The following is a 21,273-nucleotide window of genomic DNA, read 5'->3' on the forward strand; positions in this document are numbered from 1 at the left end:
GCAGACGGGATGATCGGACCATGACGACCGAGCAGCACGACGACACGACGTCCGGGACGGAGCAGAAGGGGCACGGGCCGCGGCAGTGGTTCCGCCGCAACCCCGGCCTCAACCTCGCCTACCGGATCGGCGTCGGCGTCGTCGGCGGCCTCGTGCTGGTCGCGGGCGTCCTGATGATCCCGTACCCCGGCCCCGGCTGGCTCGTCGTCTTCGCGGGCCTCGCCATCCTCGCCACGGAGTTCGAGTGGGCGGGCCGGGTCCTCAAGTTCGCCAAGCACTACTACGACCGGTGGGTCGCCTGGCTCAAGCGCCAGCCCCTCGTCGTCAAGCTCCTCGTCCTCGCGGGCACCGGCCTCATCGTCCTCGCGACCCTGTGGCTGCTCGGCGCGTTGGCACTGGTCGGCGGCTGGTTCGACATCCACCAGCCGTGGTTGGAGAGCCCGATTTTTGGCTCCGGGGGTTGATGTTGTAAGCTATCCACACACCGCGAGAGCGGGGAGCAGGACAACTGAAGATGGGCGTTTAGCTCAGCGGGAGAGCGTTCCGTTCACACCGGAAAGGTCACTGGTTCGATCCCAGTATCGCCCACAACCACCGAGAAGTCCCTGACCAGCATGGTCAGGGACTTCTCGGCTTTTTGGCGTTCCCCGAAGTAGTCCACACCAGGACGTCGGTGTTCGAAGTGATACCGAATGAGTACCGCCGTGCTTTACCGCGCCTTTCACCGCGCGACAGGAATCCCCGATCCGCCCAGGAGGCCGCGGTGTCACGGCCTCCTTCGTTGCGGGCGGGTCAGTGGTGGCGGAGGTGGTGGACGGCGTGGCGGCGGGCGAGGGACATGATCCATGACAAGGTGGTTCCCCCGATCGGGTCGAAGCGGGCCGCGGAGCGCCAGACGTCCAGCCAGACCTGGTGGGCGGCTTCCTCGGCTTCGGCCGGGTCGGGGAGGACTTTGCGCAGGCGCCAGAGGACGTGGGCGGCGGCGTGGTCGTAGAGGCGGTCGAACGCCTGGCGGTCGCCCTGTGCGACGCGGGACAGGAGGCTTTCGACGTCGTCGAGCGCGACCGGCCCGGTCATCGGGCCGTCCGGTGTCTTGAGCGGAGGGCGGGTGTCGGCCAACGGGTCATGACCCGGATCATGCATGCAGGGTTGGCCATTGGACTAATCGGCCCAGTGGGGACCGCAATCAGCGGAGCGGAACGTCACTGGAAGGGGTGAACGCGCGATGCGGGTGGGCGAGCTGGTGCCGCGGTTGGACTGGTGGGGCGGCCGGGTGCGGTCGCTGCTGTTCGACCTGGCGCTGGCGGCCGCGGTGACGACGACCGCGCTCGCCGACGCGCGTCCGGCTCCGCCGCCGGCGCTGCACATCCCGGTGGCGGTGGTCACCGTCGTGGCGCTGGTGGTGCGGCGGAAGTTCCCGCTGGTGGCGTTCGCGGTCGGGGTGGCGGGGCTGTTCGGCGGCCTGCACCTGATGCCGCTCCTCATCGGGATCCACGCCGTGGCCAGCCGGTACGGGCCGACGGTGCGGACGTGGGTGGCGGCGGGCGTCGCGTTCGTGGCGTTCGTGTTCGGCAACGGGACGGACGACCTGGACGAGTGGCAGCTGCTGGTGCTCGTGTCCGGACTGGCCGTCCTGGCGCCCGCGCTGCTGGGGCTGTGGTCGTTCCAGCGCCGCACGCTGCTGGCCGCGCTGAGGGACCGCGCCGAGCACGCCGAGCGGGAACGGGACCTGCTGGCCGAACGGGCCGTGGCCGAGGAGCGCCGCCGCATCGCCAGGGAGATGCACGACGTGGTGGCGCACCGGGTGAGCGTGATCGCGCTGCAGGCGGGGGCGCTGTCGGTCACGCCCGGTGGCGAGCGCACCGCCGAGGTCGCCGAGGTGATCCGGAAGACCAGCGCGACGGCGCTCACCGAGCTGCGCGACATGCTCCGCGTGCTGCGCGACGACACCCTGGACTCGCCGTCGCCCGCACCGGCGCTCGACGGGGTCGGCACGTTGGCGCGGGACTTCCGCGCGACGGGCACGGACGTCGACCTCGACCTGCCCGATCCCCTGCCGGACGCGCCGGGCGCGGTCGGGCGCGCGGCCTACCGGGTGGTGCAGGAGGCGCTGACCAACGCCGGGAAGCACGCTCCCGGTGCCCCGGTCCGGGTCGCGCTCGGTGCCGCGGACGGCGACCTGGTGGTGGAGGTGGTCAACCGGGTGACCGGCGACCACCAGGCCTCGGTGCCCGGCTCGGGGTACGGCCTGATCGGGATGCGCGAACGGGTGGCGCTCGCGGGTGGTTCGGTGCGGTCCGGGCGCACGGCGGGCGGCGAGTACCTTGTGGAGGCCCGGTTCCCCCTGCGAACGGACGACGAGAACCCGTGACGGTCAAGGTCCTCCTCCTCGACGACGAGGAGCTCGTGCGCGGCGGGCTCCGGATGATCCTGGAGTCCGATCCCGGCATCGAGGTCGTCGCCGAGGCGGCCGACGGCACGAACGTGCTGGACCTGGTCGCGGCGCACCGCCCCGACGTGGTGCTGACCGACATCCAGATGCCCCGCGTGGACGGGCTGGAGGTGACCGGTCGGGTCGCCGCGCTGCCCGACGGGCCCGCCGTCGTCGTGCTCACCACGTTCGACCTCGACGAGTACGTGCACGCGGCCCTGCGCCGGGGCGCGGCGGGGTTCCTGGTCAAGGACATCGCGCCGAACGACCTGCTGGCCGCGATCCACGTCGTGGCGGGCGGTGACGCAATGATCTCGCCGCGGATCACCAAGCGGCTGCTGGGCGAGTTCGCCAACGGCGGCGCGAAACCGGGTGCGCTCAAGAGGTTGGCGGCGCTGACCCCGCGTGAGCTGGAGGTCGCCGTGGCCGTCGGACACGGGCTGGCCAACGCCGCCATCGCGGAGTCGTTGCGACTGAGCGAGTCGACCGTCAAGGTCCACATCGGACGGGTGCTGACCAAGCTGGACGCGGCCAACCGCACCCAGGTGGCGATCGTGGTGCACGACGCCGAGCTGGTCTGATCAGGCCCAGCTGCGCTCGGCGTTCTTGCGCCCCACCACGAACCACAGCAGGCTGCCGAGGAACGGCGCGCAGAACGCGAACACCACCCACACGAGCTTCATCCCGCCGGTCAGGCGCGATCGCAGGACGCTGACGAGCGCGGCCACGAACAGCACCAGGAACCCGAGCGCGACGGCGATCATCAGTCCCGCCGCCACCAGGCTGAGTCCGGTGTCCAGCGCGGTCCGCGGTTCGAGGGTATGCACGGTGTCCACTCCTCCGGTCGGGCGGTGCGGCGCCGCGGTCCGGCACCACCTCCGCTGACCCAAGACTGCCCCACCGGCCGTGAACCCGCATCATCCCGCGCGGTGAAACGGGGTAGGACCAAAGTCGTACCCGTGCGGTCCACTGTGGAAGGTCAGCTCCGCCTGGTGGCGGTGAAGGCCAACGACATCATGGCGGCCTTCGCCTTGCCGGACATGGTGTCCCCCTCCACGGTCGCGGCGCAGCTGATCTTCATCGTGAACGGCGACGTGAGCCGCGAGGTGAACGCGACCTCGGCGCCGTCGACCCGACCGTCCTCGATGGACACCCCGTCGAGGGTTCCGTTCAGCGCCCCACCGGTAGTGCTGAGCACGAGGTCGAGGTACCGCTCGCCCCGCGGGGTCGTGAAGCCGATCGTCCACGTGCCGTCGACCGACCGCGCGGCCCTCTCGGAGCGCCGGTACGCGGCGGCGCCCTCGCGGTAGCGCCGGTGCGCCGCCGCCTGGTCCGGGGCGTGGCCGGGCTCCGCGGCGGCGGGCGAGAAGAAGCGGTCGAGGGCGTTGTTCGCCCCGGTGGCGTGCTCACCCGAGCGGGGCAGCATGGTCGCCTCGTACCGGGTGATGGCGGCGTCCACGGTGGGCTCGGCGACCACCGCACGGGCCAGTTCGGCGCCGTCGAGCAGGGCGAGGTTGACGCCGAAGCCGCCGAACGGGGACATCAGGTGCGCGGCGTCGCCCAGCAGCGTCACACCGGGCGTGTGCTCCCAGGTGAGCGGTGCGGGCAGGACGTGGATCGGGCGGTTGACGAACCCCTCGCCCTCGGTGACGAACCGGAGCAGCCCGTCGGCCCAGCCGTCGAACTCGCGGAGCAGGACCGCGCGCACGGCGGCCTGGTCGGTCGGGTCGATCCCAGCCCGCTCGGCCCAGTCCAGGTCGGTGCGCATGGCCACGTAGGCGCGGACGACGCCGTTGCTGTTGCGCTGCCCGACGATCGCCCGGCCGCCGCCGTCGTTGGCGAACATGTGGCCGTCGCCGACCAGCTCCGCGATGCCGGGGTGGCGGTTGTCGACGTCGGGGTAGGACACGTCGAGGAACGAGATGCCGCTGTAGGCGGGCACGGCGTCGGTGAGCAGGGGGCGGACGCGGGACCAGGCACCGTCGGCGCCGACCACCAGGTCGGCCTCCGCGGTGGCGCCGCCAGCGAACTCCAGGCGGTGCACGCCGTCGCCGAGCGGCGTGGCGGCGACCAGCTTGTGGCCCCACCGCACGGTGCCGGGCTCGACGTTCGCGGCAAGCATCGCGCGGAGCTGGCCTCGGTCGATCTCCGGCGCGGCGTCGTCGCCCTGCTCCGGGACGAACGAGCTGAGCACGGTGCCGTGCTGGTCGAGCCTGCTCTTCGCCTGCCCCTCGACCCTGGCGACGGCGTGGAACTCGGCGAGCAGGCCCGCGTCCTCGAGCGCGATCTGGCCGGTGTCGGCGTGCAGGTCGAGGGTGCCGCCGGGGTCGCGGGCGTCGACCGAGGCGTCGGCGTCGTACACGGTGACGGCGATGCCGTGCCGTTGCAGGACGCGGGCGCACAGCAGGCCGCCCGGCCCCGCTCCGACGACGGCGATGCGCGTGGTGGTCATGGTGGGCTCCTCTCCAGATTTACCGAACGGGCGTTCGTTAAGTGACCCGAACGTAGCCGAACGGGCGTTCGGTCGTCAACTAGACTGGACCGCGACGAAGGGACGCCACATGACCACCGACACGGGCAACGAGCGCCGCTCGGGAGCCGAGACGCGCGCGGAGATCCTCCGCGTCGCACTGCGCCTGTTCACCGAGAAGGGCTTCGAGGGCACGACGACCAGGGACATCTCCAGCGCCCTCGGCATCACGAAGTCCTCGCTCTACTACCACTTCCAGAACAAGGAAGCGATCGTGGCGAGCCTCATGGCGGAGCGCATGTCCGAGCTCGACAACCTCGTGGAGTGGATCTCGGCACAGCCCCCCGCCCCGGACCTGCTGCGCCGGGCCGCGGTGCGCTGGATCGACAGCACCACGCCAGAGCGGATCCAGGCGATGCTGCTCGCGCACGCCAACCAGCCGGTGATGAAACGCCTTGCCGGCAGCGGGAACGACGTCCGCACGGGGTTCGACGCGGTCATCGCCCTGTTCGCGGGCGAGGACGCGAGCGAGGCCGACCGGCTCTACGTCCGGATGGCGTTCGACACCGTCGGCGCGGCGCTGCTGACCGCCCGGAACACCAGGGCCACCCCGGAGGAGGTCATCGCGACCGCCCGCCGCGCGACCATCGCGTTGACCACCTGACCCGTCCGTCCTGAGTGGACGAAGCGGCTACTGGCGCGCGTCGTACCTGGCCCGTCCCTCCTCGATGTCACCGCGGTGCGCGATGGCCCAGTCGGTCAGCGCCGACAACGGGACGAGCAGCGTGCGGCCGAGGTCGGTGAGCCCGTACTCGACGGTCGGGGGCAGCGTCGGGTGGACCGTCCGGGTCACCAGGTCGTCGCGCTCCAGCGCGCGCAGGGTGCGGGTGAGCATCCGCTGGCTGATGTCCTCGATGTCCCGGTTCAGCTGGCCGAAGCGGCGCGGTCCGCGGCCGAGCAGCACGACCACCAGCACGCTCCACTTGTCGCCGACCCGCCTGAGCACGTCGGTGACGGGGCATGCCTCGTGCTCGGAGGTCGTGACCGGCAGCGGCAGCTCCGCGGTGAGGACCGCGGGAACATCCGTGTGCCCATCGGACATCTCTGTGCCTCCTTCCGGAGATCGTCCCGGTTCCCGATGATGCGTTGCGGGGAAACAGTAACCACGGGAGCGGACATGGGGAACGAACGCAAGACCGTCGTGATCTCCGGCGGCACGGACGGCATGGGGCGGGCGCTGGCGCTGGCGCGGCTCGATCGCGGCGACAAGGTGGTCTCGATCGGCAGCAGCCAGGAGAAGGGGGCGGTGCTGCTGGCCGAGGCGGCCCGGCTGGGCGCGGCCGACCGGGTCACCTTCCTGCGCGCCGACCTGAGCAGCATCGCGGAGAACGCCCGCGTCGTCGCCGAGATCGCGCGGGAGCACACCGCGGTCGACGCGCTGGTGCTGTGCGCCAACCGGGTCAACCCGAAGCGCGTGCTGACGGAAGACGGGCTGGAGAGCACGTTCGCCCTGTACTACCTCAGCCGCTACCTCCTCGGCCACGGCCTGCGCGCCCTGTTCGACGCCTCCGCCGCACCGGTCGTCGTCAACATCGCCGCGCCCGGCGTCACCATGGGAGCGGTGGACTTCGACGACCTCCAGACCGAACGGGGGTACGGGGCCGTCCGCGCGCAGGCCCGGTCCGGCCGGGCGAACGACCTGCTCGGCGTGGCGTTCGCCGAGCAGGCGAGCAGCAGGGCCCGGTACGTGCTGTACCACCCCGGTTTCACGGCCTCCCTCGGCGGCATCGCGCACCTCGGACAGCCGGTCAAGGGGATCATCACACTGCTGGCGAAGGTCGCGGCGAGGCCGGTGGCCGAGGCGGTCCGCCCGGTGGTCGGGATGATCGACGCCCCGCCGTCGGCGCCGTTGACCGCGGACGACCGCGGCAAGCTCGTCGACCTGGGCTTGCGGACGTTCGACCCGGAGGCCGCCCGCCGTCTGGCGCGGGTCACCCGGCGGATCGTCGTGGCACGGGTCGGCGAGAGCCCGCTGCTGCCCGTGAACGCCACGGCGTAAGGCGTTCGCACGGGGGGCGTCGCCGATGCCCGAAGGCTCGTCCTTGCGGTCGGGGCCCAGGAACGGTTTCGTGAGTGCATGGCCGAATCAGCTCGCGCTCAAGGCTCGCGGCTCGACGACGGGAAAGCGGTTGCCAGGATCGGCTGCTCCCGGTCCGGCAAGGCGATGGGGTGAGGCCGGCCGACGCGCTGCTGCACGTGCTGCGCGACGAGGGCGTCACCAAGGTCTTCGGCAATCCCGGCACCACCGAGCTCCCGCTGGTGGACGCGCTGGTCGACGCGGACGGGGTCGACTACGTGCTCGGCGTCCACGAGGGGTCGGTCGTCGCGATGGCCGACGGGTACGCCCGCGCGACCGGGCGCCCCGCGTTCGTCAGCCTGCACGTGGCCGCGGGGCTGGCGAACGGCCTGATCGGTCTGCTGAACGCGAGCCGGTCGCGGACCCCGCTCGTGGTGGTCGCGGGCCAGCAGGACCGAAGGCACCTCGTCCAGGACCCGATGCTCTCCGGCGACCTCGTCGGGCTGGCCCGGTCCGCGGTGAAGCAGGTGTTCGACGTGCGGCACGCGCACGACCTGCCGCTGCTGCTGCGCCGCGCGTTCGCCCTAGCCGTGCAGCCGCCCGCGGGGCCGGTGTTCCTGTCGGTCCCGATGGACCTGCTGGCCGAGGACGTCCAGGTCGAGATGCCCGCCCGCTCGGTGATCGCGGCGCAGGGCCCCGCCTCCCGGCTGGACGAGGCCGTCGCGCTGCTGAAGGGCGCGCGCGACCCGGTGATCGTGGCCGGTGACGGGGTCGGCCGCGACGGTGCCGTGGCCGAGCTGGTGCGGCTGGCCGAAGCGCTGGGGGCCGAGGTGTTCCACCAGCCGATGGCCGACGGCGTCGACTTCCCGACCACCCACCCCCTGCACGCGGGTGGGCTGCCGCCGTCGCACGCCGGGATCAGGGAGGCGCTGTCCGGTCACGACCTGGTGTTCGTCGTCGGCTGCCACGCGTTCACCCCGCACCACTACACGCCCGGCTCGCCGATCCCGGACGGCACGCGGGTGCTCCAGCTCGACCCGGACCCCGCGGAGCTGGGCCGGAACTTCGCGGTCGAGCTGGGTCTCACCGGCGCCATCCGGTCCACAGTGGACGAACTGGCGCACCGGCTGCGGGGTGCGCGGACGGACGTGGCCGCGCGCGTCGACGTCGTCAGCCGGCAGGTGCGGGCGCGGTGCGACGCCGTCGACCGGGCCGCGCTGGCGGCGTACGGGCCCGCGCCGATGGCCCCGCTCGCCGCCGCGCACGCGGTCGCCGCCGGGCTCCCACCCGACGCGGTGGTGGTCGAGGAGGCCATCACGACCGGCGTGCACCTGCGGACCGTGCTGCGCCAGTCGCGGCCGCGCTCGTACGTGCACACCGTCGGCGGCGGGCTCGGCTTCGGCATCGGTGCCGCCATCGGGACCAGGATGGGCGACCCGACCCGTCCGGTGGTCGCGGTCCTGGGCGACGGCTGCGCGATGTTCGGGCTGCAAGGGCTGTGGAGCGCCGCGCGGTACGGCGTCCCCGTCACGTTCGTCGTGATGAACAACGGCGAGTACCGCACGCTGAAGGACACCCTGGACTCCTGGGACGGCCGCGCCGCGCGGGCGGGCCAGTACCCCGGACTCGACCTCGGCTCCCTGGACTTCACCAGGGCGGCGGGGTTCTTCGACATCGACGCGGTCCGCGTGGGCGACACCGCCGACCTGGTCGACGTCATCGCGAAGTCGGCCCGGCGCACCGCCCCGCTGCTGGTCGACGTGCCCATCACCGGACATCCCCGAGGAGCAGCCGAATGACCCGCCTGGTCACCCCCGCAGCGTCCGGGCCGAACACCCGCGACGTGGTCGAGCCCGCTACCGGCGACGTGCTCGGCCGTGTGGTCCTCTCCGACGCCGAGGGCGTGCGCGCCTCGATCGCCGAGGCCACCGCCGCCCAGCCCGCCTGGGCCGCCACCCCGCCCGCGGAGCGCGCCGCGGTGCTGCGCCGGGCGGCGCGGGTGCTGGAGGAGCACACCGACGAGGTCGTCGAGTGGCTGGTCCGCGAGTCGGGAACCCTGCGCGCCAAGGCGGCGGGCGAGATCGGGGAGGTGCTCGACGAGCTGTGGGTCGCCTCCGCCCTGCCGACCCAGCCGCACGGCGAGCTGCTGACCGACCCGGAGGGCAGGCAGAGCCTCGGACGGCGGGCGCCGCTCGGGGTCGTCGGCGTGATCAGCCCGTGGAACGTGCCGCTGCTGCTGGGGATGCGCGCGGTGGCGCCCGCGCTCGCCCTCGGCAACGCGGTGGTGCTCAAGCCCGACCCGCACACCCAGGTGTCCGGCGGGCACGTGCTGGCGGCGCTGTTCGACCGGGCAGGCTTACCCGACGGCGTGCTGCGGATCGTGGGCGGTGGCGCCGAGGTCGGCCGGGCGCTGACCGGGCACCCGGACGTGCGGATGATCGCGTTCACCGGGTCGACCGAGGTCGGCAGGCGGATCGGCGAGGAGGCCGGGCGCGACCTCAAGCGGGTGTCGCTGGAGCTGGGCGGCGCCAACGCGATCATCGTGCTCGACGACGCGGACCTGGACCTGGCCAGCTCGGCCGGTGCCGTCGGCTCGTTCCTGCACCGGGGCAGGCCGTGCCTGGCGGCCGCGCGGCACATCGTGCTGCGGGACGTCGCCGACGAGTACGCGGACCGGTTGACCCGGCACGCGGAGAAGATGGTCGTGGGCGACCCGTGGCGCGACGACGTGGCGCTGGGCCCGCTGATCGACGCGACGCGGCTGGAGCGGGTGGACCGGATCGTCCGCGACACCGCGGCGGCCGGGGCGCGGCTGCGGACCGGTGGCACGCACGACGGCCTGTGCTACCGGCCCACCGTGCTCACCGGGGTCACCGCGGACATGCCCGCGTTCACCCAGGAGATCTTCGGCCCGGTCGCCCCGGTCATCGTGGTGGCCGACGAGGACGAGGCCGTCGAGGTCGCCAACCGCGGCGGGTACGGGCTGGTCGCGGCGGTGCAGACCGGGTCGGTGGACCGCGGCCTGGTGCTGGCCGGGAGGTTGGCCACCGGTGTCGTGCACATCAACGACCAGACGTTGCACGACAACGCCTTCACGCCGTTCGGCCGCGGCGGGAGCAGGAACGGCGCCGGGCGGAGCTGGGACGAGTTCACCCAGTGGCGGTGGCTCACCGTGCGCACCACCACCGCCCCGCGGCCACCGCGGGAGGAGGAGTCGGCGTCGAGTCCGCAGTGGACGGTCGGGAGCCCGTGACTCCCCCGGTGCGGGAACCGGAGGAGCCACAGGCACACCGTCCTCGACGGGAGGTCAGCCGACGCGTTCGATCGTGGCGCGGCGGATCAGGAACTTCCCCGGCTCGCGGACCTGTTCGAACGCGGCGTTGTTCAGCAGGGCGCAACTGCCCGACACCGAGGTGACCTTCACGGTGGTGGACTTGTTGTTGTCCAGGTTCGTCACCTTCAGCGTGGTGCCGACCGGGAACTGGTTGCTCGACGCCGCGGGCGCGCCACCCTCACCGGACAGGGTCACGGTCGACCCGGCGCAGACGACCTGACCCACCGCGCCGCCCGGAGGCTGCTCGGCGGGCGCCGTCGGCGCGGCCGTCGCGGTGGGCTCGGCCGCGGGCTGGTCAGCGGCAGGCTGGCCGGCGGCGGGCTGCTCGGCCGCGGGCTGGCCGGTGCACCCGGCGGCGGCACGGCGCTGCTGGATGAGGTCCACCACGGCCTGCCGGTTGGCGATCCGACCCTCCGACTGGGCGTCCGGGTTCGCCCGCTGCCCGGCGATGAAGTTCAGGTTGTTCTGCAGGGCCTTGTCCAGGCCACCGCAGTCCTCGCCCGACACCGCGGCCCCGGCCTGGGGTTCCTGGGCGACGACCTCGCCACCGCACCCGGCCACCGCCCGGCGCTGCTGGATCTGGTCGACGACGGCCTGCCGGTTCGCGATCCGCGCGTCCGACTGGGCGTCGGGGCTGGCCTGCTGCCCGGCGATGAACGTGAGGTTGTTCTGCAGAGCGGAGTCGAGGCCCGCGCAGCTCTCGGTCGCGGCCTGGCTGCCGGTCGTGCTGAACGCGAACACCGCCGCCGCGATCCCCGTGACGGCGGCGATGGCGGTGACGCCGATCGCCGCACGCTTGCGATGCCGGGCGTTGCCTGCCATGCGGAGCCTCCTTGCTCGTCCCGTTCCTTGCCGATGACTACGGCCGGGTGACGGGGCGGGTTCAAAGAGGTTTGGACCACCTGATGCCGTCCGGGCAAGTTCGGCGGGAGGAGCCGCCGGATCGACCGGTCTAGCCCATCGGGCCCTTCTCGACGTCCAGACCCGGTTCGTCGGGAGCCGACTCCTCCGGTTCGCTCGCGTGCACGTCGGCCGGGTCGACGTGCTCGTCGGCCTCGCTGAGCAGCGAGCGGATGCCGGAGTTCAGGACGGCCAGCAGCGGCACGGAGAGCAGGGCGCCGGCGATGCCGCCGGTGAGCAGGCCGCCCGCGATGGCCAATACGACGGCGAGCGGGTGCAGCTTCACCGCGCGACCGAGCAGGAGTGGTTGCAGCACATGGCTTTCCAGCTGCATCACGGCGATCACGATGCCCGCCACGACCAGCCCGGCGACGACGCCGTTCGCGACGAGCGCGATGAGGATCGCGATGCTGCCCGCCACCACCGCACCGATGATCGGGATGAACGCGCCGAGGAACACCAGTGCGGCCAACGGGATCGCGAGCGGGACGCCCAGCGCCGCTAGCCCGATGCCGATGCCGACCGCGTCGACCACGGCGACGGCCGCGGTGGCGCGGACGTAGCTGACCAGTGCGGCCAGCCCGCGCCTGCCCGCGACGTCGACCCTGGTCCGGACGCGGGTCGGGACGGCGCGGATGAGGAACTGCCAGATGCGGGCGCCGTCGTAGAGGAAGAAGATCAGCGTGAACAGCACCAGCAGCATCTGGGTCAGGATCTCGCCGACCGTCGCGGCGGTGGTCAACGCGCCCGAGGTGATGTCGGACTGGTTCTCCGTCAGCGTCGCGACGAACTTCGCGGACGCGTCGCGGATCTGGGTGTCGCTCAGGTGCAGCGGGCCGTTGGTGAGCCAGTCGGACGCCGTCTCCACGCTGTGCGAGAGCTGCGTCACGAGGCCGGGGACGCCGTTGACGAACGTGACGACGACGAACGTGAGGACGCCGCCGAGGATCACCAGGCCGCCGATGAGGACCAGCGCGGCGGCCAGGCCCCTCGGCACGCCGCGTCCGGCGAGGTCGTCGACGCCGGGGACCAGGAGCGCCGCCAGCAGCAGCGCGATCGCGACCGGGACGACGATGCCCGCGAGGTAGCCGGTGACGGTGCCGACCACGTAGAGCGCGGCCACCAGGACGAGGAACCGCCACGACAAGGCGGCCGCGACCCGCAGCGGGCGCGGCACTAGGTCCTGTGGTTCTCGTCTGCTGTCCATGATCTTCCGCCGCTCTGGTGGGACTCCCCCGGACATGGCGAACCCCGGCGACAGGGGGGAGGTCGCCGGGGTTCGCGTGCGCACGTCCTGAGGCTAGGCGTGCGCGCGCCTGCCCGTCACCAGCCGGTAGATGCCCAGCAGGATGAGCGAGCCGAGAATGGCCAGCAGCCAGGTGCTGAGGCTGAAGAAGGTGCTGATGTCGGTGCCGAACAGAGCCTTGCCGACGAAGCCTCCGATGATGGCGCCCACGATGCCGATCAGCATCGTGATGATGATGCCACCGGGGTCCTTGCCCGGCATGATCGCCTTCGCGATGGCGCCGGCGATGAGGCCGAGAACGATCCAACCCAAGACACCCACAGGAAACTCTCCTTCGTCCGGCGGCAGCGAGGTCTCCGCCGCCGCTCTGTTCTTGCTCGAAGATGGGATGTCCCGCCTGCCCGTTCCCCAAACCTTTGTTTGAAGAAGTTTTCCCGGGGTACCGGTATGCGCCGTCCACTGTGGATCGGGCGGGTGCCTCCGTAGACTGCGGCATGATCGCTTACGAGTGGCGCGGCGCGTTCGGCAACGACGAGGTGAACGCCCTGCACGCCGAGGGGTTCGCGCACCGGGTGCTCGACGACGACTGGTGGACGCAGGTGAACGGGCACAGCCTCGGCTGGGTCTGCGCGCGCGCCGGCACCGATCTCGTCGGGTTCGTCAACGTCGCGTGGGACGGCGCGGCCCACGCTTTTCTCCTGGACACGCTGGTCACGGGCCCGGCCCGACGCCAGGGCGTCGGCACCGGGCTTGTCGGGCTCGCCGTGGAGCACGCCCGCGCCGCCGGGTGCGAGTGGCTCCACGTCGACTTCGACGACGACCTGAGGTCGTTCTACTTCGACAGCTGCGGCTTCCGCCCGACCAACGCGGGGCTGGTCGCCTTGTGAGTCAGGCGGTCCGCGCGGCCGGGATGCGGTGCGCGGGGCGGCTGACGGCGGCCAGTGCGGAGTCGACGTCCGGGTGGACGTCGACCTGCGCGATCACGCCCGTGACCCGCAGCGGACGCAGCACGCAGCGCTGGTCGGCCACGACGGCGAAGCGGACGCCCAGCCGGAGCGCCCGCTGGGCGGCGGCGAGCACGACGGCGATGCCGGTCGACCCGAAGAACAGGACCCCGGTGAGGTCCAGCACCACTGCCGAGGGGTTGTCGTCGAACGCGCCGAACACCTGGCGCCTGACCGGTACGGCCGTGTTGCCGTCGACCTCGCCGACGAGGGCGACGACCGCGGCCGAGCCCTGGAGGTCAGGGGAAGTGCTTGTGGGCGAAGATGCTTGCATGGGCATTGTGGGGTCCCTCTCCACTGCGCAGAGGAAGACCAGCCGAGCTAGCTGTTGAACCCGAACCAATCTCGCGAAGCGCTATCGGTAGTTCGCGATGTTAACAATACGGAAGTGGACGGGAACCCACAACCGGAGTCCTTGCGCAGTTCATGATCGACTCGCCAGAATCGCGCTGGTCGGATCTCGGTACAACGGAGTGGAGAGACCGTGCGGCCGATCTTGCGCGTGCTCGGGGCGGTTCTGACGAGCGCGGCGATGCTCACGGGGACCGCGGTGGCGGACGCCGACGTGTCCTGGAACGCGCCGGGGATCGACTGGTCGCCGTGCCCGGACGCACCCGCGGCGGACTGCGGGACCGTGCGGGTGCCGCTCGACTGGGCCGAACCGCACGGCCCTTCCGTCGACCTGGCGGTTTCGCGACTCAAGGCGTCCGACCCCGCCCGGCGCATCGGCGTCCTGTTCGGCGACCCCGGTGGGCCCGGCGGGTCCGCGGCGGCGTTCGCGCAGTCGGGGTCGTACTTCAGCGCCGAGGTGCGGGCGCGGTTCGACGTCATCGGGTTCGACCAGCGCGGGACGGGCGGCAGCTCGGTGATCCGGTGCTCACCGGAGGTGCTGGCGAAAGCGCCGTCGCCCTATCCCGCGGACCAGGCCGCGTTCGACGCGCTGCTCCGGTACAACGCGGAGCTGCGAACGGACTGCCGGGCCCAAGGCGGGCCGTTGTTCGACCACGCGAACACCGCGGACGCGGCTCGGGACATGGACTTCGTGCGACGGGCACTGCGGGAGCGCCGGATCAGCTTCGCGGGGATCTCGTACGGGACGCTGCTGGGAGAGCAGTACGCGGAGCTGTTCGGCGAACACCTGCGGGCGATGGTGCTGGACAGCGTGATCGACCACAGCGCCGACACGACGCGGTTCGTGGTGGACCGGGCGGCGTCGGTGGAGGCGTCGTTCGGGGAGTTCGTGAAGTGGTGCGACCGCGACGCGGCGTGCGTTCTGCACGGGCGGGACGTGGTGGCGCTGTGGGAGGACGCGCTGCGCGGGGCGGACGCGTCGGGGTTTGGGCGGGAGAACCTGCTGGGGTACGTGCACGGGTTGTTGTACGAGCCCGCTTGGGGGGAGATCGCGTCGGTGATCGAGGCGTTGGCGGCTCCTCCGGGGGTTCGGGAGTGGTTCGAGCCGAACTACGGGTCGATTCGGCAGGCGACCGTGTGCCAGGACTTCTCGTTGCGGATCAAGGGGTTCGGGGAGTACCGGAGGTTGTACGCGGAGGAGACGCGGGTGGCGCCGCTGATGAGGGGGAGCAGGTTGGGGCACGACGAGGCGGTCGCTTGTGCGGGGACGCCGGGGAAGGCGGCCAACCCGCCGCATCGGTGGGACGTGCGGCGGGGGCCGAAGGTGCTGCTGGTGAGCTCGCGGTTCGACCCGGCTACGCCGTACTCGTGGGCGGAGAGCCTGCACCGGCAGGCGCCGGGGAAGACGGCGTTGCTGACGTACGACGGGTGGGGGCATGTGGCTTATCCGCGGAGTGAGTGCACGCGGGGAGGGGTGGATGGGTATTTGATCGGGTTGGAGGTGCCTGGGGAGGGGGTGCGGTGTGCGGGGGTGGAGGGAGCTGCTTTGGTGGGGTTCGGTCCTCTCGCTGGGTGAGCCTGGCTCACTGCCCTCCCCCTGGGAAGGCCGGCCCCCGGCCGTCCCACCCCTGCGCGAAGCCCAGCCCCCGGCGCGCGATTGTCTCAATGCCCGATCTTCGTTGTCAAGACGATAGAGCTGTCTTGACAACGAAGATCGGGCAGGAGGGCGCTGTGGATCGGGGGCAGAGGGGAAGTCTGGCTTCGCCAGCATCCGACGCTCCGCGCCGGACCAAGCATCCTCGCTGCGCGTCGGACAGGGCATCCTCGGCTTCGCCATTGGACAAGGCATCCGCGCTTCGCGGCGGACAAGGCATCGGCTGGCGCCGACAAGGCCCCAGGCGCTCCGCGCCGGATGCGCGCTGGCGGGCTTCGCCCAATGGGGTCTTGGCGTGCTCGCTGCGCTTCGGACCGGGCGGGCGCTTTGAGCCGGTTGCGTGTGTGCCTGTGGTTACGCGAGGGCGTAGGGGACTTCGGCCCAGATGGTTTTGCCCCAGGTGCGTACTGCGGTGCCCCATTGGTGGGCTAGGCGGTCGACCATGAGGAGGCCGCGGCCGCGGAAGGTGCCGAGTCTGGAGGTGCCTACGACGGGGAGGGCGTGGGTGTTGGTGTCGTCTACCTCGATGCGGACGTAGTTGGTGTGGGAGGGGTACCAGAGGCGGGCTGAAAGGGGGCGCAGGCCGTGGTCGTAGGCGTTGCTGACGAGTTCTGTGGTGAGCAGTTCCACGTCTTCGACGAGGTCCGCGCCGAGGGTGCCGAGGGTTCTGCGGATGTGGAGGCGTAGTTCGGCGAGTGGTGGTGCGGGGTGTTTGCCCAGGTCTAGGTCTAGGTCGACCCGGGTTCGGTGGGTAGTTCGCATCGTGCACCACTCCGATCGTGCCGGGGGACCTGCCGTCCGGCATGGGGTCGGTTACCCGGAGGGTGGCTTGGGGACACCTCTTTCCTTCCTTTAGGTCTTCGGGCGTAGTAGGACGCCGGTGATGGCGTGGTGGCCGATGGAGGTGACCTCGATGCGCCACTTGTCCAGGACGACCACGTCGCCGGGGGTTTCGGGGATGCGGCCCAGGGAGACGAGGAGCATGCCGGCGATGGTGGTGTAGTCGCCGGAAGGGGCGTCGGGGAGTTCTACGCCGAGGTCGACGAGGTCGTGGACGGGGAAGGTGCCGGGGAGGCGGAGGGCGCCGTCGGTTTCGGTGCGGACGGCGATGATGTCGCGGTCGGTCTCGTCGTAGATCTCGCCGACGATCTCCTCGAGCAGGTCTTCGAGGGTGACGATGCCGGCGACGGCGCCGTGCTCGTCGATGACGAGGGCGAACTGCTCGCGGGCGGCCTTGAAGCGGCGGAGGGCGTCGGAGACGCGGACGCTGTCGGGGAAGTTGACGATGGGGCGGGCGACGTCGGCGACGGTGCCCTCGTCGCCGAGCAGTTCGTGCAGGTGGGCGATGCCGAGGACGTCGTCGAGGTGGCCGTCGTGCACGACGGGGGCGCGGGAGTGGCCGGAGGCGGCGAGCTCGGTGCGGGCGTCGACCACGGACAGGTCCTTCTGGAGGGTGAAGACGGCTCTGCGGGGGACCAGGACCTCGCGCAGGACGCGCTCGTGGATCTCCAGGGCGCCGGTGATGATGGTGCGCTGCTCGGTGTTGAGACCGCGCTGGCCCGCGATGAGGTCGCGCAGCTCCTCGGGGCTCAGCTCCTCCTCGGCGGCCTCGGTGGTGCCTCCGAACATGCGCACGATGACGTCGGTCGACCGGCTCAGCACCCACACGGCGGGCCGGGAGGCGACGGCCAGCGCGTTGAGCGGGCGGGCGACGAACAGCGACCACGGCAGCGCGTACTGCATGGCCAGCCGCTTGGGCGCCAGCTCGCCGACGACCAGGTTGAAGAAGGCCAGCACGACGGTGACCAGGGCGACCGCGACGGCGTCGGCCGCGCCGCCGAGGAAACCGAACAACGGGGCCACCGGGGCGGCCAACGACACCGCGGCGGTGGCCGAGGCGAGGTAACCGGCGAGGGTGATGCCGATCTGGACGGTGGCCAGGAACCGGTTGGGGTCGCGGGCCAGCTTCAACAGGGTCGTGGCGGTCCGGCCGCCACGGCGCTCCAGCTGCTTGAGCTGCCCCTGCCGCAACGAGATCAGGGCGATCTCACTGCCCGCGAACAGGGCGTTCACCAGTACCAGCACCGCGACCAGGGTGATGTCGAACCAATATCCGTCCACTGTGGACAGTGCTCCCGACTGTGAGGATGAGCGGCCACGCTAACAGGGCGTCCCCGGCTTTCGTCACGGGTGACCGAACCCCGGGGGGCACGAAACCGCACGGCGTCTCGACACGGCGCCCCCGGCGGTCGGATCGCATTCGTCCGATCGCCATAGCCGACGCGAAAGGCAATGGGAGAAAATTCACCGGTACGTGTTGTTTACCGATTTCGGCCTCCGCTCCGCGCACGCACCGTCCCGCGCTCCCCTACGCTCGCGAAATGAGCATCGACAACGCCGATCCGGTGGCGGTGTTGCGCACCGCGGTGCAAGTGGCATCGGCCCCCCTGTTCCGCCTCAACGACCAGCCGAGCCGACGGCCGAGCCCCGTCGTGGGCGAGGCGGTGAACCGCGCGCTCGGCGCCTTCGTGGCCACGGCGAGACCCGTGCAGGCGCAGTTGGCGGCGCTGATCAGCGCCGATCCGCTCGGGCCGGTGGCGACGGCGGTCAACCACGTGCGCCTGGCGTTCGGCCACTTCGGCACCGACGAGGACCGGCTCGACGCCGCGTGCGCGGAACTGGACGCCGCCCGGAAGGCGCTCGACGGGCAGGAGGCCGAGGACCTGCCGAATCTGCATCCACCGATCAGGGGATGACCCGGCATTGCGCCGCCATTCGGTGACGCGGCGCGATCGCATAGCCGACGGAATAGCACGATAGGGCGGCGAAATACCGCTCACGGGAATTCCCGGAATTCCGCGACGTCACCGGAAGAGGCGGAGTCCGGAAACCACGACCAGAGCAGGGAGACACGTGTCGACCCGAACCCGCGCGACAAGGTGGGCGTTCCGCGTCACCGCGGTCACCGTGACGGTGGCGCTGCTGGCCACGACGAGGGCGCCCGCCGACGCGGACATCCCGCTGCCGAAGGGCTCGGCCGACCACTTCGCCGGGTCGCAGATCGCCCGGTACGAGGGCGTCGACGCGACCCCGCGGTCCCCCAGGGCGATGACGGCGGACGCGGTCGAGGGCATCGACGTGAGCAGCCACCAGGGCGAGGTCGACTGGACCGCGCACTGGAACGACGGCAAGCGGTTCGCCTACGTCAAGGCCTCCGAGGGCACCGGCTACCTCAACCCCGGCTTCGGGGCCCAGTACCGGGGCGCGGCGGCGGTCGGCATGCTGCGCGGCGCCTACCACTTCGCGCTGCCCGACCGGTCCGACGGCGCCACCCAGGCGGCGTACTTCGTGGACAACGGCGGCGGCTGGTCGTCCGACGGCCGCACGCTGCCCGGTGTGCTCGACATCGAGTACAACCCGTACGGCGACGTCTGCTACGGCATGGCGGGCGAGGCGATGGTGGCCTGGATCCGCGGCTTCAGCGACGCCTACACCGCCCGTACCGGTCGTCCACCGGTGATCTACACCTCGACGCACTGGTGGGCCCAGTGCACCGGGAACCTCGGCGACTTCAGCGCCACCAACCCGCTGTGGGTGGCGCGGTACTCCGAGAGCGTCGGCGAGCTGCCCCACCCGTGGCCGGTGCACACGATCTGGCAGCACACGTCCACGCCGCTCGACCAGAACACGTTCAACGGGACCTACGAGCGCCTGCTCGCGCTCAGCGGCGGCGACGTGCGGGCCCGGCGCTGACGCCGGTCAGCCCGCGGACTCGGGGATCTCGGCCCACACGGTCTTGCGGTCGGGGTACCGGTCCACGCCCCAGGCGGCACCCAGCGACTTGATCAGCACGAGGCCGCGGCCCCGGAACTCCCCCAGCGTCGACGTGCCCGGCTTGGGCAGCAGGTCCGGGTTGCCGTCGTCGACCTCCAGCCGCACGACGGCGGGCGCGCTCCGGCGCTCCAGCCGCAGCAGGCGGGGCGCTCGGGCGTGCTCGTAGGCGTTGGCGGCCAGCTCCGTGGCGATCAGCTCGGTGTCGGCGACGAGGTCGGGGTCGAGGTCCTCCAGCAGCGTCCGGATCCAGGCGCGGACCTCCGAGAGCGGCGGTGTGTCGTGGTCGTCGAGGTCGAACTGGTGGTACGGGTGCGTCGTCGGCGCGCTCACCTGACTCCTCAGCTGGTGCGACCGCGGTCGGTTCGAGGACGGCGGGTGGTGGGTGACGGCTACCCGGCCGGGTCGCCCGTCACACGTCAGACTGTAGAGACCGGCACCGGGGTGGGCCATCGACGCCCGCGAAGTCGTCCTCAGCCTGTCCGGTGCGCGACGCGCGGACGAGGTTCCCCGGTGGTCGGCCGGCGGCACTAGGCTGTCGTGCACCACGAGACGAGGAATGCGATGCCCCGTAGTTCTGTGCACGACGCAGGGTCCGGCTCTGGCCCCGATCACAGCACCCCCTTGCGGGTGCTGACCGAGAACGTCGACGGTGCGCTCGTCGTGCGGGTGGCCGGGGAGATCGACATGAACACCGCGCCCAAGCTGGGCGAGCACCTCACCGCCGCCTTCGCCGCCGCTGCCGCCGACGAGGCGAAGCCCGCGGTGGTGGTCGACTTCGGCGACGTGGAGTTCCTCGCCTCGATCGGCCTGTCGCTGCTCGTGGCGAACCACCAGCTCGGCGCGGCCAACGGCACCCCCATGCACCTGGTCGTCTCGTCGCGGGCCGTGCTGCGGTCGATCACGTCGGCCGCGCTCGACCGGCTGTTCACCCTGCACCGCAGCGTCGACGAAGCGGTGGCGGCCACCCGCTAGCGCCGAACAGGCCGGGGTTCCCGCTGGTCAGACGGCTCAAACCTCGAACCGCCATGATTTTTCCAGTGTGGCCGAACGGCTCGCGGACCGCCATCATGGGCTGATGACCTCGCCCGATGGCTCGACGAAATCCACCTCCAGAGATGTCCCGACCGTGCTGCGCATGACCGGTGAGATCGACATGTCCAACAGCGACGCGCTGCGCGAGCAGGTCGTCGAAGCGCTCGACGAGGGCACTCCGGCGCTCGTGCTCGACATGTCCGAGGTGACGTTCTTCGCCTCCTCCGGCATCGCCGCCCTCGCCCACGCCAGGGAGTACGGCAAGCAGCTCGGCGGCAGGCCCGTGCACGTGGTGGCGAGCCGGAGCGTGCGGCGCTCCCTGGAGGCGACGGCCATGGACCAGCTCCTGCCGCTGCACCCGACGCTCGAGGACGCGCTGAACGCGGTGCGCTGACCCAGGACGTTCGTAGGTGGACGGGGTCGGTTCCGAGCCGCGCACGTGGCACCATGGTCCGGCACTGTCCCACCACGAACGGACCGCGCCGTGCCCATGCTCCCCGGAACGATGATCGACGTGCTCCTGGTCGAGGACGATCCGGGTGACGCGCTGATGACGGTGGAGGCGTTCGAGTACTACAAGGTCGCCAACCGGCTGCACGTGGTGCGCGACGGGATCCAGGCGATGGACTACCTGCACCGGCGGGGCGAGTACGCCGATGCCGAACGGCCGGGTTTGGTGCTGCTCGACCTCGACCTGCCCAGGATGGACGGCCACGAGGTGCTGGACCTGATCAAGTCCGATGAGGACCTGCGGACCATCCCGGTGGTCATGCTGACGACGTCCACAGCGGACGAGGACATCCTGCGCGCCTACCACCGGCACGCCAACGCCTACGTGGTGAAGCCGGTGGACTTCGACGCGTTCGTCGGGGCCGTCCGGCAGATCGAGGACTTCTTCATCTCCGTGGTCGCGAAGCCGAGTCCCACCCAGCTCGTCTGA

At 71.6% G+C, this 21,273-nt stretch carries 25 protein-coding genes and 1 tRNA gene; 15 read left to right on the forward strand and 11 right to left on the reverse strand.

All coding sequences use genetic code 11. The features are described from left to right. Positions 1-20 precede the first annotated feature (20 nt). Both CLV43_RS21800 and CLV43_RS21805 read left to right on the forward strand, forming a co-directional pair. Positions 21-464, forward strand: a complete 444-nt coding sequence (locus tag CLV43_RS21800; protein ID WP_106189087.1) for a TIGR02611 family protein — start codon at positions 21-23, stop codon at positions 462-464. Between the two features lie 52 nt (positions 465-516). After that, a tRNA-Val gene (locus tag CLV43_RS21805) sits at positions 517-588 on the forward strand. A gap of 204 nt (positions 589-792) precedes the next feature. Here CLV43_RS21805 and CLV43_RS21810 read toward each other — a convergent pair. Next, complete coding sequence (locus CLV43_RS21810) at positions 793-1,077, reverse strand: sigma factor (protein WP_170155957.1); 285 nt, start codon at positions 1,075-1,077, stop codon at positions 793-795. Positions 1,078-1,225: 148 nt separating this feature from the next. Between CLV43_RS21810 and CLV43_RS21815 the strand changes: the two genes are divergently transcribed. Together CLV43_RS21815 and CLV43_RS21820 are read left to right on the forward strand one after the other, a co-directional pair. Then, positions 1,226-2,371: a sensor histidine kinase gene (locus CLV43_RS21815; RefSeq protein WP_106189089.1), complete on the forward strand. Its 1,146-nt coding sequence runs from the start codon at positions 1,226-1,228 to the stop codon at positions 2,369-2,371. Beyond that, positions 2,368-3,012 (forward strand): response regulator, encoded by a 645-nt coding sequence (locus CLV43_RS21820; protein WP_106189090.1) that lies wholly within the window; start codon positions 2,368-2,370, stop codon positions 3,010-3,012. Before CLV43_RS21815 ends, CLV43_RS21820 begins: the two co-directional genes overlap by 4 nt. On the opposite strand, the gene CLV43_RS21825 is transcribed toward CLV43_RS21820, so the two are convergent. Both CLV43_RS21825 and CLV43_RS21830 read right to left on the reverse strand, forming a co-directional pair. Then, entirely contained in the window at positions 3,013-3,258 is a 246-nt protein-coding gene (locus CLV43_RS21825; RefSeq protein WP_245886789.1) for a PLD nuclease N-terminal domain-containing protein, read from the reverse strand. It lies immediately after the preceding gene. 152 nt (positions 3,259-3,410) lie between these two features. Continuing rightward, entirely contained in the window at positions 3,411-4,883 is a 1,473-nt protein-coding gene (locus CLV43_RS21830; RefSeq protein WP_106189091.1) for an FAD-dependent oxidoreductase, read from the reverse strand. Positions 4,884-4,992: 109 nt separating this feature from the next. On the opposite strand from CLV43_RS21830, the gene CLV43_RS21835 reads away from it, so the two are divergent. Further along, positions 4,993-5,565: a TetR/AcrR family transcriptional regulator gene (locus tag CLV43_RS21835; RefSeq protein WP_106189092.1), complete on the forward strand. Its 573-nt coding sequence runs from the start codon at positions 4,993-4,995 to the stop codon at positions 5,563-5,565. A 27-nt stretch (positions 5,566-5,592) separates the two neighbouring features. Here the strand turns inward: CLV43_RS21835 and CLV43_RS21840 are convergent, their stop codons facing one another. After that, the gene (locus tag CLV43_RS21840; protein ID WP_106189093.1) at positions 5,593-6,003 is read right to left on the reverse strand and encodes a winged helix-turn-helix transcriptional regulator; all 411 of its coding nucleotides are present in this window, start codon (positions 6,001-6,003) and stop codon (positions 5,593-5,595) included. Positions 6,004-6,078: 75 nt separating this feature from the next. Between CLV43_RS21840 and CLV43_RS21845 the strand changes: the two genes are divergently transcribed. The 3 genes from CLV43_RS21845 (at position 6,079) to CLV43_RS21855 (ending at position 10,231) form a co-directional block, all read left to right on the forward strand. Next, complete coding sequence (locus tag CLV43_RS21845) at positions 6,079-6,960, forward strand: SDR family NAD(P)-dependent oxidoreductase (RefSeq protein ID WP_106189094.1); 882 nt, start codon at positions 6,079-6,081, stop codon at positions 6,958-6,960. A gap of 170 nt (positions 6,961-7,130) precedes the next feature. Continuing rightward, the gene (locus tag CLV43_RS21850) at positions 7,131-8,777 is read left to right on the forward strand and encodes a thiamine pyrophosphate-binding protein (protein ID WP_106189095.1); all 1,647 of its coding nucleotides are present in this window, start codon (positions 7,131-7,133) and stop codon (positions 8,775-8,777) included. After that, entirely contained in the window at positions 8,774-10,231 is a 1,458-nt protein-coding gene (locus tag CLV43_RS21855) for an aldehyde dehydrogenase family protein (RefSeq protein WP_106189096.1), read from the forward strand. The genes CLV43_RS21850 and CLV43_RS21855 overlap by 4 nt, the downstream gene beginning before the upstream one ends. Before the next feature lie 54 nt (positions 10,232-10,285). Here the strand turns inward: CLV43_RS21855 and CLV43_RS21860 are convergent, their stop codons facing one another. The 3 genes from CLV43_RS21860 to CLV43_RS21870 all read right to left on the reverse strand — a co-directional run bounded on the left by CLV43_RS21860 (position 10,286) and on the right by CLV43_RS21870 (position 12,779). Continuing rightward, positions 10,286-10,873 (reverse strand): RlpA-like double-psi beta-barrel domain-containing protein, encoded by a 588-nt coding sequence (locus tag CLV43_RS21860; RefSeq protein WP_106189342.1) that lies wholly within the window; start codon positions 10,871-10,873, stop codon positions 10,286-10,288. A 391-nt stretch (positions 10,874-11,264) separates the two neighbouring features. Next, positions 11,265-12,419 (reverse strand): AI-2E family transporter, encoded by a 1,155-nt coding sequence (locus tag CLV43_RS21865; RefSeq protein WP_245886849.1) that lies wholly within the window; start codon positions 12,417-12,419, stop codon positions 11,265-11,267. A gap of 93 nt (positions 12,420-12,512) precedes the next feature. Then, the gene (locus CLV43_RS21870) at positions 12,513-12,779 is read right to left on the reverse strand and encodes a GlsB/YeaQ/YmgE family stress response membrane protein (protein WP_106189097.1); all 267 of its coding nucleotides are present in this window, start codon (positions 12,777-12,779) and stop codon (positions 12,513-12,515) included. Positions 12,780-12,952: 173 nt separating this feature from the next. Here CLV43_RS21870 and CLV43_RS21875 point away from each other — a divergent pair, with 173 nt between their 5' ends. Further along, a complete protein-coding gene (locus CLV43_RS21875; protein WP_106189098.1) occupies positions 12,953-13,345 on the forward strand; it encodes a GNAT family N-acetyltransferase in 393 nt (130 codons plus the stop codon). A gap of 1 nt (position 13,346) precedes the next feature. On the opposite strand, the gene CLV43_RS21880 is transcribed toward CLV43_RS21875, so the two are convergent. After that, on the reverse strand, positions 13,347-13,736 hold the full coding sequence (locus CLV43_RS21880; RefSeq protein WP_170155959.1) for an STAS domain-containing protein: 390 nt from the start codon (positions 13,734-13,736) through the stop codon (positions 13,347-13,349). A gap of 210 nt (positions 13,737-13,946) precedes the next feature. Between CLV43_RS21880 and CLV43_RS21885 the strand changes: the two genes are divergently transcribed. Beyond that, entirely contained in the window at positions 13,947-15,389 is a 1,443-nt protein-coding gene (locus tag CLV43_RS21885) for an alpha/beta hydrolase (protein ID WP_245886791.1), read from the forward strand. 432 nt (positions 15,390-15,821) lie between these two features. Here CLV43_RS21885 and CLV43_RS21890 read toward each other — a convergent pair whose 3' ends face one another. Beyond that, a complete protein-coding gene (locus tag CLV43_RS21890; RefSeq protein ID WP_106189100.1) occupies positions 15,822-16,229 on the reverse strand; it encodes an ATP-binding protein in 408 nt (135 codons plus the stop codon). Between the two features lie 90 nt (positions 16,230-16,319). Beyond that, the gene (locus CLV43_RS21895; RefSeq protein ID WP_106189101.1) at positions 16,320-17,588 is read right to left on the reverse strand and encodes a hemolysin family protein; all 1,269 of its coding nucleotides are present in this window, start codon (positions 17,586-17,588) and stop codon (positions 16,320-16,322) included. Positions 17,589-17,848: 260 nt separating this feature from the next. Here CLV43_RS21895 and CLV43_RS21900 point away from each other — a divergent pair, with 260 nt between their 5' ends. Together CLV43_RS21900 and CLV43_RS21905 are read left to right on the forward strand one after the other, a co-directional pair. Continuing rightward, on the forward strand, positions 17,849-18,223 hold the full coding sequence (locus CLV43_RS21900; protein WP_106189102.1) for a hypothetical protein: 375 nt from the start codon (positions 17,849-17,851) through the stop codon (positions 18,221-18,223). A gap of 157 nt (positions 18,224-18,380) precedes the next feature. Then, positions 18,381-19,220 (forward strand): lysozyme, encoded by an 840-nt coding sequence (locus tag CLV43_RS21905; protein WP_170155960.1) that lies wholly within the window; start codon positions 18,381-18,383, stop codon positions 19,218-19,220. 6 nt (positions 19,221-19,226) lie between these two features. On the opposite strand, the gene CLV43_RS21910 is transcribed toward CLV43_RS21905, so the two are convergent. After that, positions 19,227-19,631, reverse strand: a complete 405-nt coding sequence (locus CLV43_RS21910) for an ATP-binding protein (RefSeq protein WP_106189103.1) — start codon at positions 19,629-19,631, stop codon at positions 19,227-19,229. A gap of 297 nt (positions 19,632-19,928) precedes the next feature. On the opposite strand from CLV43_RS21910, the gene CLV43_RS21915 reads away from it, so the two are divergent. The 3 genes from CLV43_RS21915 (at position 19,929) to CLV43_RS21925 (ending at position 21,273) form a co-directional block, all read left to right on the forward strand. Next, positions 19,929-20,273, forward strand: coding sequence for an STAS domain-containing protein (locus CLV43_RS21915; protein ID WP_170155961.1), 345 nt, complete (start codon positions 19,929-19,931; stop codon positions 20,271-20,273). Between the two features lie 103 nt (positions 20,274-20,376). Continuing rightward, positions 20,377-20,727, forward strand: a complete 351-nt coding sequence (locus CLV43_RS21920) for an STAS domain-containing protein (protein ID WP_106189105.1) — start codon at positions 20,377-20,379, stop codon at positions 20,725-20,727. Positions 20,728-20,838: 111 nt separating this feature from the next. Further along, positions 20,839-21,273, forward strand: a complete 435-nt coding sequence (locus CLV43_RS21925; protein ID WP_245886793.1) for a response regulator — start codon at positions 20,839-20,841, stop codon at positions 21,271-21,273.

This window comes from Umezawaea tangerina (genome assembly GCF_003002815.1).
GTDB classification, from domain to species: Bacteria; Actinomycetota; Actinomycetes; order Mycobacteriales; family Pseudonocardiaceae; genus Umezawaea; species Umezawaea tangerina.

Coding starts and splice junctions, on each gene's coding strand:
- CLV43_RS21800 (WP_106189087.1), top strand. CDS start 21: ATGACGACCGAGCAGCACGACGACACGACGTCCGGGACGGAGCAGAAG.
- CLV43_RS21810 (WP_170155957.1), bottom strand. CDS start 1,077: ATGACCGGGCCGGTCGCGCTCGACGACGTCGAAAGCCTCCTGTCCCGC.
- CLV43_RS21815 (WP_106189089.1), top strand. CDS start 1,226: ATGCGGGTGGGCGAGCTGGTGCCGCGGTTGGACTGGTGGGGCGGCCGG.
- CLV43_RS21830 (WP_106189091.1), bottom strand. CDS start 4,883: ATGACCACCACGCGCATCGCCGTCGTCGGAGCGGGGCCGGGCGGCCTG.
- CLV43_RS21835 (WP_106189092.1), top strand. CDS start 4,993: ATGACCACCGACACGGGCAACGAGCGCCGCTCGGGAGCCGAGACGCGC.
- CLV43_RS21840 (WP_106189093.1), bottom strand. CDS start 6,003: ATGTCCGATGGGCACACGGATGTTCCCGCGGTCCTCACCGCGGAGCTG.
- CLV43_RS21845 (WP_106189094.1), top strand. CDS start 6,079: ATGGGGAACGAACGCAAGACCGTCGTGATCTCCGGCGGCACGGACGGC.
- CLV43_RS21855 (WP_106189096.1), top strand. CDS start 8,774: ATGACCCGCCTGGTCACCCCCGCAGCGTCCGGGCCGAACACCCGCGAC.
- CLV43_RS21865 (WP_245886849.1), bottom strand. CDS start 12,419: ATGGACAGCAGACGAGAACCACAGGACCTAGTGCCGCGCCCGCTGCGG.
- CLV43_RS21875 (WP_106189098.1), top strand. CDS start 12,953: ATGATCGCTTACGAGTGGCGCGGCGCGTTCGGCAACGACGAGGTGAAC.
- CLV43_RS21880 (WP_170155959.1), bottom strand. CDS start 13,736: ATGCAAGCATCTTCGCCCACAAGCACTTCCCCTGACCTCCAGGGCTCG.
- CLV43_RS21890 (WP_106189100.1), bottom strand. CDS start 16,229: ATGCGAACTACCCACCGAACCCGGGTCGACCTAGACCTAGACCTGGGC.
- CLV43_RS21900 (WP_106189102.1), top strand. CDS start 17,849: ATGAGCATCGACAACGCCGATCCGGTGGCGGTGTTGCGCACCGCGGTG.
- CLV43_RS21920 (WP_106189105.1), top strand. CDS start 20,377: ATGACCTCGCCCGATGGCTCGACGAAATCCACCTCCAGAGATGTCCCG.
- CLV43_RS21925 (WP_245886793.1), top strand. CDS start 20,839: ATGATCGACGTGCTCCTGGTCGAGGACGATCCGGGTGACGCGCTGATG.